The following is a 15273-nucleotide window of genomic DNA, read 5'->3' on the forward strand; positions in this document are numbered from 1 at the left end:
CATGGTGCGATGCACCATAATGCCGGCATGCCTGCCAACCCTCCTCCCGCTGCGCCCGCCGTGGCGACTGCTCCGGTGCCCTCGTCGCCCACGCTGTCCCCGCGCCAGGTCACCCTGATCCTGTTCGCCCTGGCCATGGGCGGCTTCGCCATCGGCACCAGCGAGTTCGTGGTGATGGGCCTGATCAACGAGATCGCCCGCAGCATGGGCGTGACCGAGCCCCAGGTCGGCCACGTGATCAGCGCCTACGCCCTGGGCGTGGTGATTGGCGCGCCGCTGCTGGCGATCCTCGGGGCGAAGCTGGCGCGACGCACCCTGCTGCTGGCGCTGATGGGCTTCTACGCAATCGGCAACCTCGCCAGCGCCATGGCGCCGGACTACCACACGCTGATGCTGGCCCGTTTCGTCGCCGGCCTCCCGCACGGCGCCTACTTCGGCATCGCCGCGCTGGTCGCCGCACGCATCAGCCGCCCGGAACAACGTGGCGCCGCGGTTGGCCGGGTGATGCTGGGCCTGTCGATCGCACTGCTGGTCGGCAACCCGCTGGCGACCTGGCTGGGCCAGGCCTTCGGCTGGCGCTGGGCGTTCGCGCTGGTGTCGGTGATCGCGCTGGCGACGGTGGCGATGACCATGCGCGTGCTGCCGCGCGGCATGAATGCACCGCGCCCCGACGCGCTGCGCGAACTGCGCGACTTCAACCGCAAGCCGGTGTGGCTGGCGCTGGGCATTGGCGCAATTGGCTTCGCCGGCATGTTCTGCGTCTTCAGCTACCTGGCGCCGACCCTGGTCAACGTGACCGGTGTTTCCGAGAGCTTCATCCCGTTCGGGCTGGTCGCGTTCGGCATCGGCGGCATCCTCGGCACGCTGGGCGGCGGCTGGCTGTTCGACCGCCTGCAGTTCCGCGCCGTGCCGGCGATCCTGGTGTGGTCGGTGGTGGTGCTGCTGTTGTTCCCGCTGGCCGCGCGCTCGGTGTGGACGGTGCTGCCGGTGGTGGTCGCCGTCGGCACGATGGGCGCGCTGGCGACGGTGCTGCAGGCGCACTTGATGGATGTCGCTGCCGAGGCGCAGACGCTGGCCGCGGCCTCCAACCACTCGGCCTTCAACATGGCCAATGCATTGGGCCCGTGGCTCGGCGGCATGGCCATCACCGCCGGCTACGGTTGGACATCGACGGGCGTGGTCGGCGCGATCACGGCCGTGGGTGGCCTGCTGATCTACGCATGGGCGCGGCATGATGCGGCGCAGGGCGCAGTCGCTCTGGCAGCGACCGAGGCGGAATAGCGACCGTCATCCCGGCGAACGCCGGGACCCATCCTGATCTCAGTGCACCTGCGCACTCACCTCGCGCAGATACCCATACCACTCCTGCTGCACCCGCTCGATCGGTCCGACGGCCGTCGCGATCCCGCTATCCTTCACCGATGGCCACTTACATCGCACTGCTTCGCGCCGTGAACGTCGGCGGCACCGGCAAGCTGCCCATGGAAACGCTGCGCGCGATGTGCGGCGCGGCCGGGTTCAAGAACGTGCGCACCTACATCGCCAGCGGCAACGTCGTGTTCGATACCGCAGGCACCGCCGCCAAGGCGAAGGCGGCGCTGGAGTCCGCGCTGGAGCGCCATGCCGGCAAACCGGTGGGCGTGGTGATCCGCACGGGTGCGGAGATGGCGCAGGTGCTGGCGGACAATCCGTTTCCGGAGGCCGCACCGAACCGCGCCGTGGCGATCTTCCTCGATGCCGCACCACCGGCCGATACCCTGGCCGCGGTGCGTCATCGAACCGAAGAAGAGCTTGCCCTGGGCACGCGCGAGATCTATGTGCACTACGGCGAGGGCATGGCCAGTTCGAAGCTGGTGATCCCGGCAGCCAAAGCCGGCACCGCGCGCAATCTCAATACCGTGGCGAAGCTTGCGGCGATGGCCGCCGGTTGATGCCGTGGCTGCCCGGCGGCTGGCTCAGCCGGCGCCGGGTCGAACGTGGAATCCCAATGCGCCGGCGACGGCGCGCAGTGCCTCGTCGTCGCGCTGCAGGGTCATGAAGCCGGCATGCGTGTCATGCCCGGTCTCCCAGGTCCACAGCGTGTAGTGATGCTCGCGCAGGCGGTCGTAGGCCGTGCCGATCAGCGAGGGCACTTCGGCATCGGACAGGAAGTCCTCGTCGGTCGGGTCTTCCACGCCCCAGTCGATGTGCAGGTTGAAACGCGATGCGAGTTCGTTGAGCACTTCGATCAACCCGGCCGGGTCGGTGTCCTCGACGTGGAAGCCGGACTTCCAGTCGATCACGTCGCGGATCAGTTCAACCGGTTCCTCGCCCTCGTCGAGTGCGTCGCGGCAGGCCTGGAACTGCTGCATGGCCGCGTCTTCATCGCCGGGATTGATCAGCAGCAGGAGCTGCCAGGCCACCGCTTCCAGCGCCGCTTCCTCGTCGATGTCGGCGTCCGCGGTGAATGAACGGGCGAAGTTGTCGTCGGGGTCGTATTCGGTGTGGGTGTTCATGCGCGGTCTCCGCCCAGTGGCAGGGCCACAGGATACGGCGATCATCCGGCCGGCGCTGCCTTTATTCGCGACCGTGCCTCACGTCGAGTTGCGCGGCAACGGACTATCTTCAGCATCTACAGCGGCACGATGCTTGCCGCTGCGCAGCATCCGGCGCGAGGAGGACACATGGCTTCGATCCGCAGGGAAATACGGGTGACGGTACCGCCAGCGCAGGCCTGGGACGCGCTGCGCGATGTCGGCCGCATTCATGAGCGCCTCGTGCGCGGCTTCGTCACCGATTGCAGCCTCGACGGCGACGTCCGCACGATCACCTTCGCAAATGGCATGTCGGCGCGCGAACGCATCATCGATGTCGACGATGGCGAGCGCCGGGTGGTCTGGTCGGTGCAGGGCGATCCGTTCGCCCACCACAACGCGTCGGTGCAGGCGTTCGAGTCCGGCGACGGCGGCACACGCCTGGTCTGGATAGCCGACCTGCTGCCCGATGCCCTCGAAGCGCCCATTGCCGGGATGATCGAGCAGGGCCTGGAGGCGATGAAGCAGACGCTCGAAGGCACTGGCTGACCAGGACACGCTGACGAAGCACCGGCCGACAGCCGGCCCCCCTTGAACCTTATATGATAGGCATCATATAAGGTTCCATGCGCTACGACCCAGACCACAAACTCCAGACCCGACAGCGCGTGCTGCGGGTCGCCGCCCATGCCATCCGCAGCGACGGCCCGACCCGTGTCGGCGTCGCCGGCGTCATGCGCGAGGCCGGACTTACCCATGGCGGCTTCTACGCCCACTTCCAGTCGAAGGACGACCTGGTCGCGGCCGCCATCACCCAGATGTTCGCCGACTCGCTGGCGCACTGGCGCAACGCCCAACAGCACGCGGGCGATGGAGGCGACGAGGCCGGGATGGTGGCCTATCTGCGCCAGTACCTGTCTGCGGCGCATCGCGATGCCCCCGGCCTGGGCTGCCCGATCGCAGCGCTGGCGTCGGAGGTGCCGCGGCTCGACGAGGCCGCGCGCGATGCATTCGCCGCGGGTTCGCAACAGCTCACGCAGGTGCTGGCGGATGCACTGGAACGGCTTGGACACGATGACGCAGCGGCGCTGGCCGTGTCGGTGCTCTCCGAGCTCGTCGGCACGCTGGCCATGGCCCGTTGCGAACCCGATCGCGCCCGCTCCGAGGCCGTGCTCGCAGGGTCGCGCCGGCAACTGGGCCGCCGCCTCCACCTGGAGATCGATGCATGAGCCTGGTCGATGAGATGGCCGCGGGCCTCGATGGCCTGTCGCTCAAGGTCGCGTATCACAAGCTCGGGCGTACTGCGCGCGGAGGGCCAGGTCGTTTCGATCGGCCGCCGCGCCGCCTTCGCCGAAGCGCGCCTGACCGGCGCCGACGGCAGGCTCTACGCCACGGCCACGTCGACGCTGCTGGTGTTCGATCGCCCAACCGCTCCCACACTTCTCCCCCACGAGTTGCACATGTCCTCTTCCCACGACCCCATCGTCATCGTCTCCGCCGTGCGCACGCCGCTGGGACGTTTCCTCGGCGACCTCTCGCCGCTGACCGCGCCGCAGCTGGGCGCCCATGCCATCACCGCGGCGCTGGCGCGCGCCGGCCTCGCGCCCGAACGCATCGACGAAGTCCTGATGGGTTGCGTATTGCCGGCGGGCCAGGGCCAGGCGCCGGCGCGCCAGGCATCGCGCGCGGCCGGACTGCCCGATGCCGTCGGCGCAACCACCATCAACAAGGTCTGCGGCTCCGGCATGAAGGCGACCATGATCGCCCACGACCTGCTGCTCGCCGGTTCGGCCGACCTGGTCGTCGCCGGCGGCATGGAGTCGATGTCAAACGCGCCGTACCTGCTGTCGAAAGCACGCAGCGGCTATCGCGTTGGCCACGACCGCATCTTCGACCACATGATGCTCGACGGCCTGGAAGACGCCTATGAACCCGGCCGCGCGATGGGCGAGTTCGGCGAGGCCGCCGTCGCCAGGTACGGCTTCAGCCGCGCCGACCAGGACGCGTACGCGGTACAGACACTGACCCGCGCCCGCGAGGCCATCGCGAGCGGTGCCTTCGCCGACGAGATCGTCGCCGTGCCGGTGCCGGTGAAGGGCGGCGAACGTCTCGTCGACACCGACGAGCACCCGTTGAAGGTATCGCCGGAAAAGATCCCGACACTGAAGCCCGCTTTCGCCAGCGACGGCACGATCACCGCGGCCAGCGCTTCGGCCAATGCCGACGGCGCCGCCGCGCTGGTGCTAACGCGCCGCTCGCTGGCCGAACGCGAAGGGCTGCCGATCCTGGCCGAGATCCGCGCCCACGCCACCCACAGCCAGGCGCCGGCCTGGTACACCACCGCGCCGATTCCGGCGATCGAAAAGCTGCTGGGCAAGGTGGGCTGGAGCGTGGACGACGTTGACCTGTTCGAGATCAACGAAGCCTTCGCGGTGGTGGCGATGGCCGCCGCGCAGGACCTGGGCATCGCCCGCGACCGCCTCAACGTCAACGGCGGCGCGTGCGCACTCGGCCACCCGATCGGCGCCACTGGCGCGCGCCTGATCGTGACCCTGCTGCATGCGATGCAGCGCCGCGGCCTCACCCGTGGCGTGGCGGCGCTGTGCATCGGCGGCGGCGAAGCCACGGCCATCGCCATCGAACGCACGCCCTGAATCTCATACCCCCGTAACGCTCCCCCACAGAGGTGCAAGATGGACATCAAGAACGCCGTGGTACTCGTCACCGGCAGCAACCGCGGCCTCGGTCGCGCGCTGGTCGAAGCGCTCAAGCAGGCCGGCGCGGCGAAGGTCTACGCGGCCGCGCGCAATCCGGCTTCGATCAACTACGAAGGCGTCACTCCCGTCGCGCTGGACGTCACCTCGCCCGACAGCATCGCCGCGGCCGCCAAGGCCTGCCCCGACGTCAATGTGGTGATCAACAACGCCGGCATCGCCCGCGGCGGCGTGTTGCTGTCCGCCACCGGCGAGCAGACCGCGCGCGAAGAAATGGACACCAACTTCTTCGGCCCCTGGCGGGTCACCCAGGCGTTCGCCCCGACGCTGGCGCGCAACGGTGGCGGTGCGCTGGTGAATGTCCTGTCGGTGCTGAGCTGGATCAGCCTGCCGGGCACCGCAACCTACTGCGTCTCCAAGGCCGCGGCGTGGTCGCTTACCAATGGACTGCGCAATGAGCTTCGCGGCCAGGGCACCCAAGTGGTTGGCGTCCACCTCGGCCTGATGGACACCGACATGACTGCCGGCTTCGACGCGCCGAAGATCGCGCCCAAGGATGTCGCCGAGCAGATCGTGCGCGCGCTGCAGGACGGCAGCGACGAAGTCCTCGCCGATGACACCAGCCGCCAGGTCAAGGGCAGCCTCTCTTCGCCGCAGGCGGCGTACCTGTCGGCCGGCAGCGAGTAACGTCTGCAGACAGCGGCAATGCAGGGGCCCGCGCGGCCCCTGCAACGCATTCGGTCGTCGCCGTATCTCCAGACCTCGTGGCGCAACCGCGCTCCCCCACGAGGTCGACGATGCTCTCCCTGCTATTCGCCGCCGCGCTTGCGGCCACGCCCGCTGCACAACCCCCGGCGCAGCCCAGCCAGTGTCCGGCCGGCGCCTACCGTTTCGCCGATGGCAGCACGATAGACGTAGGCGCCGAGAAGGACGGGCTGCGCTGGCGCCGCATCGATGGCGCCACGGGGCTGCTCACGCAGGACGACAAGGGCAACTGGACCAGCACCCTGGGCTGGACCGGGCGACCGGACGGCAAGCGCATCGGATTCTCCGATTGCGCGCATGGCCGCATCGACTTCGACGGCAAGCCCGGCAAGCGCATCGCGCTGGTCGTGCGCGATACCACGTTCGAGGGCGAGGGCGGAATCAAGCTGGCGGGGCGCCTGCTGATGCCGGAAGGCAATGCCACCGCGCCGATCGTGGTGCTGGTGCACGGCGCCGAGAGCACGTCGGCCCGCATCGAGGACGACATGCAGCGCCAGCTGCCGGCCGAGGGCGTGGCCGCCTTCGTCTATGACAAGCGTGGCACCGGTGGCTCGCAGGGCAAGTACACGCAGGACTTCAGCGTGCTCGCCAACGATGCCGTCGCCGCCGTGCGCGAAGCACGACGCCTGGCCGGCACGCGCGCCGGGCGCGTGGGTTTTCGTGGCGGCAGCCAGGGCGGCTGGGTGGCCCCGCTGGCGGCCACGCGTACGCCGGTCGACTTCGTCATGGTCGGCTACGGCTTGGCGGTGTCGGTGCTCGATGAGGATCGCGAAGCGGTGATCCTGCAGTTGGGCCTGAAGGGCTACGACCAGTCGGTCATCGACCAGGCGTTGCAGATTTCCGACGCGGCTGCGGTGGTGATCAGCAGCGGCTTCAGCCAGGGCATCGATGCCTTCGATGCGGTCCGCATCAAGTACCGCGACCAGCCCTGGTACAAGGACGTCTACGGCAACTTCACCCACGTGATGCTGCCGTACTACGGCGAGGAACTGCGCCAGAAGGGCCAGGCCTACATCTTCGGCACGCCCTGGCACTACGACCCGCGGCCGGTGCTGGGCGAACTGAAGACGCCGCAGCTGTGGATGCTGGCCGAGGCCGACATCGATGCGCCGATGGCGGAAACCCTGCGCCGGCTGCAGGCGATCGCCGCGCAGGGATCGCCGATCACCACGGCCGTGTTCCCCGGCGCCGAGCACGGGATGACGCTGTTCGAGTCCGGCGCCGATGGCGAGCGGCTGTCGACGCGCTACCCCGAGGGATACATGCGCATGACGCTGGACTTCGCCCGCGGCGGCCTGCACGGCACGTATGGCGATGCAGTGGTGCAGGCGCCGCCCGGCAACTGAGCGCGACCGTGCAGGAGCCGGCAATCCGGCTCCCGCACGTCGCAGTCATCACGGCAGCGGCGTGCCCTGGTCGGCGACCGCCAGCCAGCGATGGCCGTCATGGCTGTAGGTGACGCCGGTCAGCGCATGCTGGCGGAAGCCGATGCGCGGGATCTCGTACACGGTTTCGTACAGGATGTAGGCCGCGTTGCAGCCATCGACCACGCGGTACTTCTCGGTCCAGGTCCACACCGCCTCGCGGTTGGCGAAATGGCTGGCCAGCGCGGTCATGATCGCGTCGACGCCGTAGCGCACCGCGCCGCTGCCGAACACGGTGACGGCGCGTTCGTCGTGCACGGCGCGGAAGGTTTCCTCGTCGTAGTCGCGGAACGACTCCATGTCCGTGCGCTGGGCGACCTCGAACTGGCGCTCGCAGCCGCGCGCGCGACCGCGGTCATGGCCGTCGTCGTGGCCGTCGTCGTGGCCATGGCCGCCGCCGGCGAGGGCGATCGGGGCCAATGACAGGGCGGCCAGGGCCAGGGTGGTGGCGGCCAGGGGACGCAGAACGCTCCGGCGCGGGGCGGGGCGGCTTTGGGCTGGGCGGTGGTGGGTGTTCATCGTCGACCTCTCCATGGGTTGGGGGGAAGCGCGGTCGACGATAGGTGCGCGAGCGGCTCCATTCGAGGTCCAATATCGACCCACCCAGCGGGGCCAATATGCCGAACCTGGCACCTCGCCCTCAACCGTTCTGGAGTCCCGACTCGGCTGCGGACGCCATACTCTGGGCCAGGGCATCTGCCACAGGAGCGCACGCATGACGATTCTCGTGACCGGTAGCGCCGGCCACCTCGGCGAGGCGCTGATGCGCAAACTGCGCGCAGCGGGCCGCCCGGCCGTCGGCATCGACATCAAGCCGTCGCCGTTCACCGACCACGTCGGTTCGATCAACGATCGCGACTTCGTCCGTCGCCGCATGCGGCACGTGCAGGCGGTGATCCACACCGCGACCCTGCACAAGCCGCACGTGGCCACGCACCCGGCGCAGGATTTCGTCGACACCAACATCAGCGGCACGCTGGTGCTGCTGGAAGAGGCGGTGGCCGCCGGCGTGGCGTCGTTCGTATTCACCAGCACCACCAGTACCTTCGGCGCGGCGCTTACGCCGGGGCCGGGCCTGCCCGCGGCATGGATCACCGAGGACGTGGCGCCGATTCCGAAGAACATCTACGGCGTGACCAAGCTGTCGGCCGAACACCTGTGCCAGCTGTTTTTCCGCAAGCGCAGGCTGCCGGTGGTGGTTCTGCGAACCTCGCGCTTCTTCCCCGAGCCGGACGACAGCATCGACATGCGCAGCGGCTATGTCACCGCCAATGCGCAGGCGAACGAGCTGCTGTACCGGCGTCTGGACATCGAGGATGCGGTCGATGCGCACCTGCTCGCGGTCGAGCGCGCGCCACAGATCGGCTTTGGCCGCTACATCCTTTCGGCAACGACGCCATTCACCCAGGACGATCTGGCGGAACTGCGCCGTGATGCACCCGGGGTGGTGCAGCGGCTGTTTCCGGAGGCCGCGGCGTTGTACTCGGCGCGCGGCTGGCGGATGTTCCCGCAGCTCGATCGCGTCTACGTCAATTCGCTGGCGCGTTCGGAGCTGGGATGGGCGCCGCGTTATGACTTCCGTGGCGTGCTCGATGCGATGGGCAGCGGCGGCGAGTTCCGCAGCGCCCTGGCCGAAGCGGTCGGCAGCAAGGGCTACCACGACACGGTGTTCGAAGACGGCCCGTATCCGGTGAGCGGCTGAAACATCCGACCCCTCTCCCGTGCGGGAGAGGGGTCGATGGCATTACAGCGGCTTGTTACCGCAGGCGCTCGATATTGAAGGCGCCGATATCGACGCCAAGGTTGATGCCCTCGCCGCCGCCGGCCAGCGCCAGCGACACCGGGCCCTTGGTCAGCACCTGCGCTTCGCCCGATTTCACCACGCCGGCATTGGCGCTGGCCTGCACGTAGCGTCCGAGGACATCGTTGATGGTGTGGACGTCGGTGAAACGGCCCTTGCCGTTGTCGATCTGCCATTTACCCGCGGTCAGGCCTACCGCCTTGGCGCTGACATGCACCGGTATCGACTGGCCATTGCTGCAGGTCACGGTGCCGTTGCCCGAGGTCTGCTTGTAGATGAAAGACCAGCCGTCGAGTTTGTAGGCGAGCTTGCAGTCGATGTCCGCGGCGCGGACGGGTGACGACAACATGGCCATGGCCATCGCACAGGCGACGCCCAGGACTGCTACTGGCTTGATGCTCATGCACAACCTCCATGGGGACGATGCCCGCTGTGTGTGTCCACAGCGAGTGTCCACTTCCGGCCTGAACGGGGAAGAACCCGGGCTGGAATGCTTCAGCGCGCGGTCGAGGAGGTGCGACTGGCGTGAACGTCACCCGAGACGAGCCCCTCTCCCGATTGCGGGAGAGGGGTCGGGGTGAGGGTATTGCCTACTTCCGGTTGATCGACACCGCAGCGGCCTCGGTGAAGGCGATGCGCAGCATGTCGCCGACCTTGAGGTCCTTCAGGCGCGCCTGGTGCTCGGGCTTCTTGACGTCGAGGGTGACCACGTTTCCGCGCGGGCCCTTGACGGTGATCGTGTTGTGGACCGTATCGATCGCCTGGATCGGGGCCAGCACGGTCACCACCTGCGACTCGCCGTAATGCGGCTTGTCGCCGGTCTTGGCGACGTCCTTGTCTTCCTTGATGTAGGCGCCAGGTTCGGCGCTGCCGGCCGGCTGGATATCGACGGTGATCGCGTTGACGTAGTCGATCTGGACGGTGTCGCCCACGTGCACCTGGTCGAAGTTGCGCACCGTCTGATCGGCATGCACTTCGACCTGTTCGCCGGCCTGGTTCTCGATGGTGATCAGCCGCGACGGCGTGTCGATGTTCACGATCTTGCCGGTGGCCTGCACGTTCATTGCGACCGTCTCCCGTGGGCCGGTGTCGGCGGGAGTGTTGGTCGAGCAGGCCGTGGCCAACGCTACGGTCAAGGCCAGGGGAAGGACGCGCGACAGGGAGGATGTCTTCACTACGGTCTCCATTGATTGCTTGGTAGGTGCGATCCGCAGCCCGCACGAAGGCCTGCGACCGGGAATGCAGCAGGTGTGCCCCGATTCAGTCTGCGCAAAGGTAAGTGAAGGCCGGGTATGCCCCTTTGCCCGGAGGGGCCGGGTGTCGGTGCCCGGGACGGAAAACAAGAAGCCCCGCCGGGGCGGGGCTTCTTGCGTTCGACGCGGCGTGGCAGAGACGTGCCGCGCGGCGTGACGTCAGTGATGCAGCAGCACGTCGGCGATGATGCCGGTGGCGACCGCGATCAGGATGTACTTGCCGTCGTCGCTGCGCACCCAGCGGTGGCCGCGCGGCGGCTCGTGCAGGTGGTAGCGGGTGTAGTCGTCGACGTAGACGCGACGCTCGACGTAGACCACGCCGCGGCGGTAGTCCTGCTTGTGGTGCCCGCGGTGGTTGCCGCGGTCGTGGTCGTGATGGTGGTCGTGGTGATCGTCGTCGCGATCGTCATGGTGGTGACGGTCGTCGCCATGGCGACCCTTGCCGTGGGCGGTGGCCGCCACTGGCGCAAGGAATACGAAACCAATCATCAGGACGGACAGCAGGCGCTTCATGGATTTCCCCTGTGGATTGCAGATGCGCTGCGATCCTACGTCGGCGGCGGATTCGGCAAGTCCCGCCCTTCACGATCCATGACGGCCGTCGCCTTTCGCCGGCCAATCCCTTCATTCGCCCTTTAGGTAAGCGATTCCAGTGGCCCCATGCGGCGGACCTGGGTCATTGAAGAAAAGCCGGGGCGGCGCGCGGGGCCCAGTCCGCGCGCCGCTCCGCTGTCTCCCTGACGAGGAGGCGGCCAGTGTCGGCGCGGGCCGTCGCACCGGACGAGACACCCCGCCAGCACCGACTTCCGGCCCGCGCCGGGCACGACCGACCTGACCTACACTCGGGCCGGGGAATCCGCATCGCCGCGACATCGTCGCCACTTCATCGAACTGCATCGAAAAGGGGAAACAAATGAAGCTGCAACTCGCCATGGCCGTCACCGGCCTGACGCTCGCACTGTCCGCGGCACTGAGCGGACACGCCCAGGAACCTGCGAAGCCTGCCGTCGCCGTCGCGCAACCCGTCGTCCTCAAGGCTGCCCATCTGTTCGATGGCCGCAGCGGACGCATGACGTCGCCGGGCCTGGTCGTCGTGCAGGGCGAGCGCATCGTCGCCATCGGCGCGTCGTCGCCGTTGCCGGCCAATGCCCGCGTGATCGACCTGGGCGAGGCGACGCTGCTGCCCGGCTTCATCGACGCCCATACCCATATCGCCTCCGACCACGATGACAACTGGGCGCAGGGTTTCTACGACAACATGCTGCGCTTCCCGGTCGAGCAGTCGTTCCATGCCGCGCGCAACGCCAAGGTGACGCTGGACGCCGGTTTCACCACGGTGCGCGAGGTCGGTGCGCCGGACTTCGTCGACGTCGCCCTGCGCAACGCCATCAACGGCGGCCTGGTCGAGGGCCCGCGCATGCTGGTCGCCGGCCATGCCATCGGTTCCACCGGCGGCCATTGCGATTCGTCGCCGTTTCCGCCGGAACGGGTCAAGCCCGCCGGGCCGCTCGAGGGCGTGTGCAACGGCGCCGAGCAGTGCCGCCTGGCCACCCGCGAGCAGATGAAGTTCGGCGCCGACGTGATCAAGATCTGCGCCTCCGGCGGCGTACTGTCGGAAGCCGATCCGGTCGACGTGCCGCAGCTCACCCCGGCCGAGCTGGAAGCGATCATCACCGAAGCACACACCTGGGGCCGCAAGGTCGCAGCGCACAGCCACGGCGACCTGGCGGCGAAGCTGGCGGTCGAGGCCGGCGTCGACTCGATCGAACACGGCAGCTTCCTCACCACCCCGACCCTGCAGCTGATGAAGCAGAAGGGAACCTACCTGGTGCCCACGCGCATGACCCAGGTCTGGGTGCTCGACAAGGCCGACACCTACCCGCCGAAGATCGGCGCGAAGGCGCGCGCGGCCGGTGCGGCGCACCAGAAGATGTTCAAGGAAGCGCTCCGGGTCGGCGTGCTGATTGCGCTTGGCACCGATGCGGCGGTCTATCCGCACGGCCTCAATGCGCGCGAGTTCGGCGACATGGTCGACCTGGGCATGAGCCCGGCCGCCTCGCTGATGACCAGCAGCCAGGGCTCGGCGAAGCTGCTCGGCGTGGATGCGGAAACCGGAACGCTGGAAGTGGGCAAGCTCGCCGACGTCGTTGCCGTGCCTGGCAACGTGCTCGAGAACATCCGCGCGACCGAGCGGCCGTCGCTGGTGATGAAGCAGGGCAAGGTCATTCGCGGCGGGGAGTGAGCGCTTCCCCCTCCTGGCACCGCTGGCGCCCGTCCCTCCCCCGCAAAGGGGGAGGGATGCCGGACTCAGGCGCCTACGCGTACGCGCACAGCTTCCATGTCGCGCACCGGTCGCACTTCGATCGAGCCGACGCGGATCCACGGGAACGAATGCGCGATCTCCAGCGCCTCCTCGATATCCCGGGCTTCGATCAGGTTGAACCCGGCGAACACTTCCTTGGCCTCGGCGAACGGGCCATCGAAGATCGTCGTGCTGCCGTTGCGTGCGCGCAGCGACTTGGCGGTCACCGGTGCTTCCAGCTGCTGTGCGTCGAGCAGTACGCCGTTGGCGCGCAGTTCGTCGGCCTTGTGCAGGCAGCCGCGCATCATCCGGTCGAACTCGCCCTCGGGCAGTTCGTCCATCAGCTTGGGGTCGGTGTACACCATGAGCATGAACTTCACTGGGGCCTCCTGGCAGTGGGGATCAACATCGGGACCCTCATTGTGGCCGATCAGGCGCCGCACTCATGTGCCAAAGGCGATAGACGCGTGGCGATAGACGCGCGATTCGCCCGCTGACGGGATGATTTCTCCCCCGATCAGTGACTTATCGCTGCCGCAATGTCTGCCTACTCTGTCCCTACCCCCGACGGAGCCGTACCCCCATGACGACGACCGCCAGAACTTCCCTCCTTTCCCGCTTCCTGTCCGCGATCCTGTCGCGCCTGTCCCGCCTCACGCGCGCGCTGGCATCACCCTCGGTCCGCAGCTTCGGAGCGATGGGCTGAGGGCCTGAATACGGACGAACACACCAGAGGCGGCCCTTCGGCCGCCGACGTTCCCGGTTACGATGCGGCGCTGACATCCGTGCAAAAGGATTCACGCGTGCCGCCGGTCATCGATGTCCGCAACCTCACCAAGACCTACGGTTCAGGGTTCCAGGCGCTCAAGGGCATCGACCTGCAGATCCGGCGTGGCGAGATATTCGCCCTGCTTGGCCCCAATGGCGCCGGCAAGACCACGCTGATCAGCATCATCTGCGGCATCGTCAACGCCAGCACCGGCACGGTCCTGGCCGACGGTCACGACATTGTCCGCGAGTACCGCGCCGCGCGCAGCAAGATCGGCCTGGTGCCGCAGGAACTGTCGACCGATGCCTTCGAAAGCGTCTGGGCGACGGTCAAGTTCAGTCGCGGCCTGTTCGGCAAGGCACCCGACCCGGCGTATCTGGAGCGCGTGCTGCGCGACCTGTCGCTGTGGGACAAGAAGGACAGCAAGATCATGGCGCTGTCGGGCGGCATGAAGCGGCGCGTGCTGATCGCCAAGGCGCTGGCGCACGAGCCGCAGATCCTGTTCCTCGATGAACCCACCGCCGGCGTCGACGTCGAGCTGCGCCACGACATGTGGCAGATGGTGCGGCGCCTGCGCGAGAACGGCACCACCATCATCCTCACCACGCACTACATCGAAGAGGCCGAGGACATGGCCGACCGCATCGGCGTGATCAACCACGGCGAGCTGATCCTGGTCGAGGACAAGGCGACGCTGATGCGCAAGCTGGGCAAGAAGCAGCTGACGCTGCAGTTGCAGTCGCACCTGGAGTCGATCCCGCACGGCCTCTCGGAGTATCCGCTGGAGCTGTCCGAGGACGGCGCCACGCTGGTCTACACCTTCGACGTGCAGGCGCAGGAAACCGGCATCGCCGCCTTGCTGCGGCGCCTGCATGAGCACGGCATCGACTTCCGCGACCTGCATTCGAGCGAGAGCTCGCTGGAGGACATCTTCGTGACCCTGGTGCGCCAGGGCAGGGAGGCGCGCGCATGAACCTGCACGCCGTCCGCGCCATCTACCGTTTCGAGATGGCCCGCACCTTCCGCACGCTGATGGAGAGCATCGTCTCGCCGGTGCTGTCGACCTCGCTGTATTTCGTGGTGTTCGGCGCGGCCATCGGCGCGCGCATGGGCGAGGTCGACGGGGTCAGCTACGGCGCCTTCATCATCCCGGGCCTGATCATGCTGTCGCTGCTGAGCGAGAGCATCTCCAATGCCTCCTTCGGCATCTACATGCCCAAGTGGGCCGGCACCATCTACGAGCTGCTGTCGGCGCCGGTGTCGTCGTTCGAGATCGTGCTGGGCTATGTCGGCGCGGCCGCGACCAAGTCGCTGATGCTGGGCACGCTGATCCTGGTGACCGCGCGCTTCTTCGTGCCGTACGAGATTGCCCACCCGTTCTGGATGGTGTGCTTCCTGCTGCTGACCGCGGTGACCTTCAGCCTGTTCGGCTTCATCATCGGCCTGTGGGCCGACAGCTTCCAGCGGCTGCAGATCGTGCCGCTGATGATCATCACCCCGCTGACGTTCCTGGGCGGCGCGTTCTATTCGATCAACATGCTGCCGCCGGTGTGGCAGAAGATCGCGCTGTTCAACCCGGTCGTGTACCTGATCAGCGGCTTCCGCTGGAGCTTCTACGACATCTCCGACGTCAACGTCGTGGTCAGTGCGGGCGCGATCCTGGGCTTCCTGACGCTATGCCTGGCGATCGTGTGGTGGATCTTCCGCACAGGCTGGAAGCTCAAGAACTGAG

The 15273-nt window shown here is 67.8% G+C and carries 18 protein-coding genes; 12 read left to right on the forward strand and 6 right to left on the reverse strand.

Going from position 1 to position 15273, the window contains the following annotated elements; all coding sequences use genetic code 11:
- Positions 1–27: 27 nt before the first annotated feature.
- Together AB4Y64_RS10715 and AB4Y64_RS10720 are read left to right on the forward strand one after the other, a co-directional pair.
- Positions 28–1281, forward strand: coding sequence for an MFS transporter (locus AB4Y64_RS10715; RefSeq protein WP_441816446.1), 1254 nt, complete (start codon positions 28–30; stop codon positions 1279–1281).
- 140 nt (positions 1282–1421) lie between these two features.
- Positions 1422–1931: a DUF1697 domain-containing protein gene (locus AB4Y64_RS10720; RefSeq protein ID WP_441816447.1), complete on the forward strand. Its 510-nt coding sequence runs from the start codon at positions 1422–1424 to the stop codon at positions 1929–1931.
- Between the two features lie 24 nt (positions 1932–1955).
- Here AB4Y64_RS10720 and AB4Y64_RS10725 read toward each other — a convergent pair whose 3' ends face one another.
- Positions 1956–2495 carry a DUF6630 family protein gene (locus tag AB4Y64_RS10725; protein ID WP_441816448.1) on the reverse strand — a complete coding sequence of 180 codons (540 nt, stop codon included), beginning with the start codon at positions 2493–2495 and terminating at the stop codon, positions 1956–1958.
- Positions 2496–2663: 168 nt separating this feature from the next.
- Here AB4Y64_RS10725 and AB4Y64_RS10730 point away from each other — a divergent pair, with 168 nt between their 5' ends.
- From AB4Y64_RS10730 to AB4Y64_RS10750, 5 genes are all read left to right on the forward strand, one after another.
- Complete coding sequence (locus AB4Y64_RS10730) at positions 2664–3062, forward strand: SRPBCC family protein (RefSeq protein WP_441816449.1); 399 nt, start codon at positions 2664–2666, stop codon at positions 3060–3062.
- Between the two features lie 77 nt (positions 3063–3139).
- The gene (locus AB4Y64_RS10735; RefSeq protein WP_441816450.1) at positions 3140–3742 is read left to right on the forward strand and encodes a TetR/AcrR family transcriptional regulator; all 603 of its coding nucleotides are present in this window, start codon (positions 3140–3142) and stop codon (positions 3740–3742) included.
- Between the two features lie 231 nt (positions 3743–3973).
- On the forward strand, positions 3974–5167 hold the full coding sequence (locus AB4Y64_RS10740; protein ID WP_441816451.1) for an acetyl-CoA C-acyltransferase: 1194 nt from the start codon (positions 3974–3976) through the stop codon (positions 5165–5167).
- Between the two features lie 39 nt (positions 5168–5206).
- Complete coding sequence (locus tag AB4Y64_RS10745; RefSeq protein WP_441816452.1) at positions 5207–5914, forward strand: SDR family oxidoreductase; 708 nt, start codon at positions 5207–5209, stop codon at positions 5912–5914.
- Positions 5915–6024: 110 nt separating this feature from the next.
- Positions 6025–7338, forward strand: a complete 1314-nt coding sequence (locus AB4Y64_RS10750; RefSeq protein WP_441816453.1) for an alpha/beta hydrolase family protein — start codon at positions 6025–6027, stop codon at positions 7336–7338.
- A gap of 48 nt (positions 7339–7386) precedes the next feature.
- Here AB4Y64_RS10750 and AB4Y64_RS10755 read toward each other — a convergent pair whose 3' ends face one another.
- A complete protein-coding gene (locus AB4Y64_RS10755) occupies positions 7387–7935 on the reverse strand; it encodes a hypothetical protein (RefSeq protein ID WP_441816454.1) in 549 nt (182 codons plus the stop codon).
- A 196-nt stretch (positions 7936–8131) separates the two neighbouring features.
- On the opposite strand from AB4Y64_RS10755, the gene AB4Y64_RS10760 reads away from it, so the two are divergent.
- Positions 8132–9118, forward strand: coding sequence for an NAD-dependent epimerase/dehydratase family protein (locus tag AB4Y64_RS10760; RefSeq protein ID WP_441816455.1), 987 nt, complete (start codon positions 8132–8134; stop codon positions 9116–9118).
- A gap of 55 nt (positions 9119–9173) precedes the next feature.
- On the opposite strand, the gene AB4Y64_RS10765 is transcribed toward AB4Y64_RS10760, so the two are convergent.
- From AB4Y64_RS10765 to AB4Y64_RS10775, 3 genes are all read right to left on the reverse strand, one after another.
- The gene (locus AB4Y64_RS10765; RefSeq protein ID WP_441816456.1) at positions 9174–9620 is read right to left on the reverse strand and encodes a hypothetical protein; all 447 of its coding nucleotides are present in this window, start codon (positions 9618–9620) and stop codon (positions 9174–9176) included.
- A gap of 187 nt (positions 9621–9807) precedes the next feature.
- The gene (locus tag AB4Y64_RS10770; RefSeq protein ID WP_441816457.1) at positions 9808–10392 is read right to left on the reverse strand and encodes a hypothetical protein; all 585 of its coding nucleotides are present in this window, start codon (positions 10390–10392) and stop codon (positions 9808–9810) included.
- A 237-nt stretch (positions 10393–10629) separates the two neighbouring features.
- Positions 10630–10983: an RcnB family protein gene (locus tag AB4Y64_RS10775; RefSeq protein WP_441816458.1), complete on the reverse strand. Its 354-nt coding sequence runs from the start codon at positions 10981–10983 to the stop codon at positions 10630–10632.
- Positions 10984–11383: 400 nt separating this feature from the next.
- Between AB4Y64_RS10775 and AB4Y64_RS10780 the strand changes: the two genes are divergently transcribed.
- Entirely contained in the window at positions 11384–12712 is a 1329-nt protein-coding gene (locus AB4Y64_RS10780) for an amidohydrolase family protein (RefSeq protein ID WP_441816459.1), read from the forward strand.
- A 65-nt stretch (positions 12713–12777) separates the two neighbouring features.
- Here the strand turns inward: AB4Y64_RS10780 and AB4Y64_RS10785 are convergent, their stop codons facing one another.
- Positions 12778–13143 carry a YciI family protein gene (locus AB4Y64_RS10785; RefSeq protein WP_441816674.1) on the reverse strand — a complete coding sequence of 122 codons (366 nt, stop codon included), beginning with the start codon at positions 13141–13143 and terminating at the stop codon, positions 12778–12780.
- Positions 13144–13355: 212 nt separating this feature from the next.
- Here AB4Y64_RS10785 and AB4Y64_RS10790 point away from each other — a divergent pair, with 212 nt between their 5' ends.
- The 3 genes from AB4Y64_RS10790 (at position 13356) to AB4Y64_RS10800 (ending at position 15272) form a co-directional block, all read left to right on the forward strand.
- Positions 13356–13478 (forward strand): hypothetical protein, encoded by a 123-nt coding sequence (locus AB4Y64_RS10790; protein ID WP_441816460.1) that lies wholly within the window; start codon positions 13356–13358, stop codon positions 13476–13478.
- A 97-nt stretch (positions 13479–13575) separates the two neighbouring features.
- Positions 13576–14514 (forward strand): ABC transporter ATP-binding protein, encoded by a 939-nt coding sequence (locus tag AB4Y64_RS10795; protein ID WP_441816461.1) that lies wholly within the window; start codon positions 13576–13578, stop codon positions 14512–14514.
- A complete protein-coding gene (locus AB4Y64_RS10800) occupies positions 14511–15272 on the forward strand; it encodes an ABC transporter permease (protein ID WP_441816462.1) in 762 nt (253 codons plus the stop codon). Before AB4Y64_RS10795 ends, AB4Y64_RS10800 begins: the two co-directional genes overlap by 4 nt.
- The last annotated feature ends 1 nt before the right edge of the window (position 15273 follow it).

Source organism: Lysobacter sp. TAF61, from assembly GCF_052113485.1.
In the GTDB taxonomy this organism is placed as follows: Bacteria; Pseudomonadota; Gammaproteobacteria; order Xanthomonadales; family Xanthomonadaceae; genus Lysobacter_J.

Bases quoted from the DNA above. Each gene is read 5' to 3' on its own strand.
- AB4Y64_RS10725 (WP_441816448.1), bottom strand. From the start codon at position 2,495: ATGAACACCCACACCGAATACGACCCCGACGACAACTTCGCCCGTTCA.
- AB4Y64_RS10780 (WP_441816459.1), top strand. From the start codon at position 11,384: ATGAAGCTGCAACTCGCCATGGCCGTCACCGGCCTGACGCTCGCACTG.
- AB4Y64_RS10755 (WP_441816454.1), bottom strand. From the start codon at position 7,935: ATGAACACCCACCACCGCCCAGCCCAAAGCCGCCCCGCCCCGCGCCGG.
- AB4Y64_RS10745 (WP_441816452.1), top strand. From the start codon at position 5,207: ATGGACATCAAGAACGCCGTGGTACTCGTCACCGGCAGCAACCGCGGC.
- AB4Y64_RS10750 (WP_441816453.1), top strand. From the start codon at position 6,025: ATGCTCTCCCTGCTATTCGCCGCCGCGCTTGCGGCCACGCCCGCTGCA.
- AB4Y64_RS10715 (WP_441816446.1), top strand. From the start codon at position 28: ATGCCTGCCAACCCTCCTCCCGCTGCGCCCGCCGTGGCGACTGCTCCG.
- AB4Y64_RS10765 (WP_441816456.1), bottom strand. From the start codon at position 9,620: ATGAGCATCAAGCCAGTAGCAGTCCTGGGCGTCGCCTGTGCGATGGCC.
- AB4Y64_RS10800 (WP_441816462.1), top strand. From the start codon at position 14,511: ATGAACCTGCACGCCGTCCGCGCCATCTACCGTTTCGAGATGGCCCGC.
- AB4Y64_RS10760 (WP_441816455.1), top strand. From the start codon at position 8,132: ATGACGATTCTCGTGACCGGTAGCGCCGGCCACCTCGGCGAGGCGCTG.
- AB4Y64_RS10740 (WP_441816451.1), top strand. From the start codon at position 3,974: ATGTCCTCTTCCCACGACCCCATCGTCATCGTCTCCGCCGTGCGCACG.
- AB4Y64_RS10735 (WP_441816450.1), top strand. From the start codon at position 3,140: ATGCGCTACGACCCAGACCACAAACTCCAGACCCGACAGCGCGTGCTG.
- AB4Y64_RS10785 (WP_441816674.1), bottom strand. From the start codon at position 13,143: ATGCTCATGGTGTACACCGACCCCAAGCTGATGGACGAACTGCCCGAG.
- AB4Y64_RS10720 (WP_441816447.1), top strand. From the start codon at position 1,422: ATGGCCACTTACATCGCACTGCTTCGCGCCGTGAACGTCGGCGGCACC.
- AB4Y64_RS10790 (WP_441816460.1), top strand. From the start codon at position 13,356: ATGACGACGACCGCCAGAACTTCCCTCCTTTCCCGCTTCCTGTCCGCG.
- AB4Y64_RS10775 (WP_441816458.1), bottom strand. From the start codon at position 10,983: ATGAAGCGCCTGCTGTCCGTCCTGATGATTGGTTTCGTATTCCTTGCG.
- AB4Y64_RS10730 (WP_441816449.1), top strand. From the start codon at position 2,664: ATGGCTTCGATCCGCAGGGAAATACGGGTGACGGTACCGCCAGCGCAG.